This is a genomic window from Pseudoalteromonas sp. C12FD-1 (genome assembly GCF_037414265.1).
In the GTDB taxonomy this organism is placed as follows: domain Bacteria; phylum Pseudomonadota; class Gammaproteobacteria; order Enterobacterales; family Alteromonadaceae; genus Pseudoalteromonas.
The window spans coordinates 1-1,663 of sequence record NZ_JBBEVD010000011.1 but is presented as its reverse complement, the minus strand read 5'-3'; the positions used below and the strand labels follow the sequence as shown (position 1 = coordinate 1,663).

1 rRNA gene is annotated in these 1,663 nt (G+C 51.9%); it reads left to right on the top strand.

Going from position 1 to position 1,663, the window contains the following annotated elements:
* Positions 1-1,663 (top strand): 23S ribosomal RNA (locus WDB87_RS00055); the annotation flags it as partial.

Below are 1,663 nucleotides of genomic sequence, written 5' to 3'. Positions count from 1 at the left end.
TGAGTGGTAGGGGAGCGTTCTGTAAGCCGTTGAAGGTGACCCGGGAGGGTTGCTGGAGGTATCAGAAGTGCGAATGCTGACATGAGTAACGATAATGCGGGTGAAAAACCCGCACGCCGGAAGACCAAGGGTTCCTATCCCATGTTAATCAGGGTAGGGTAAGTCGACCCCTAAGGCGAGGCCGAAAGGCGTAGTCGATGGGAAACGGATTAATATTTCCGTACTTGGTATAATTGCGATGGGGGGACGGAGAAGGCTAAGCAAGCATGGCGATGGTTGTCCATGTGAAAGTGAGTAGGCTAGCGACTTAGGTAAATCCGGGTTGCTGTTAGGCTGAGACACGAGACGAGTCACCAAGGTGATGAAGTTGCTGATGCCATACTTCCAGGAAAAGCCTCTAAGCTTCAGATTATACCGAATCGTACCCCAAACCGACACAGGTGGTCAGGTAGAGAATACTAAGGCGCTTGAGAGAACTCGGGTGAAGGAACTAGGCAAAATCGTACCGTAACTTCGGGAGAAGGTACGCTCCTATCTGTGATGAGACTTGCTCTCTAAGCGGACGGGAGCCGCAGTGACCAGGTGGCTGGGACTGTTTATTAAAAACACAGCACTGTGCAAAATCGCAAGATGACGTATACGGTGTGACACCTGCCCGGTGCCGGAAGGTTAATTGATGGGGTTAGTTTTCGGACGAAGCTCTTGATCGAAGCCCCGGTAAACGGCGGCCGTAACTATAACGGTCCTAAGGTAGCGAAATTCCTTGTCGGGTAAGTTCCGACCTGCACGAATGGTGTAACCATGGCCACGCTGTCTCCACCCGAGACTCAGTGAAATTGAAATCGCAGTGAAGATGCTGTGTACCCGCGGCTAGACGGAAAGACCCCGTGAACCTTTACTACAGCTTGGCACTGAACATTGAACCTACATGTGTAGGATAGGTGGGAGACTTAGAAGCAGAGACGCTAGTTTTTGTGGAGTCGTCCTTGAAATACCACCCTTGTAGTTTTGATGTTCTAACGTTGGCCCCTGAATCGGGGTTACGGACAGTGCCTGGTGGGTAGTTTGACTGGGGCGGTCTCCTCCCAAAGAGTAACGGAGGAGCACGAAGGTTGGCTAAGTACGGTCGGACATCGTACGGTTAGTGTAATGGTAGAAGCCAGCTTAACTGCGAGACAGACACGTCGAGCAGGTACGAAAGTAGGTCATAGTGATCCGGTGGTTCTGAATGGAAGGGCCATCGCTCAACGGATAAAAGGTACTCCGGGGATAACAGGCTGATACCGCCCAAGAGTTCATATCGACGGCGGTGTTTGGCACCTCGATGTCGGCTCATCACATCCTGGGGCTGAAGTCGGTCCCAAGGGTATGGCTGTTCGCCATTTAAAGTGGTACGCGAGCTGGGTTTAGAACGTCGTGAGACAGTTCGGTCCCTATCTGCCGTGGGCGTTTGAGAATTGAGAGGGGTTGCTCCTAGTACGAGAGGACCGGAGTGAACGAACCGCTGGTGTTCGGGTTGTCATGCCAATGGCATTGCCCGGTAGCTACGTTCGGAACTGATAAGCGCTGAAAGCATCTAAGCGCGAAGCAGGCCTCGAGATGATTTCTCACTAGACTTTTAAAGTCTCTGAAGGGCCGTTGAAGACTACAACGTTGATAGGCA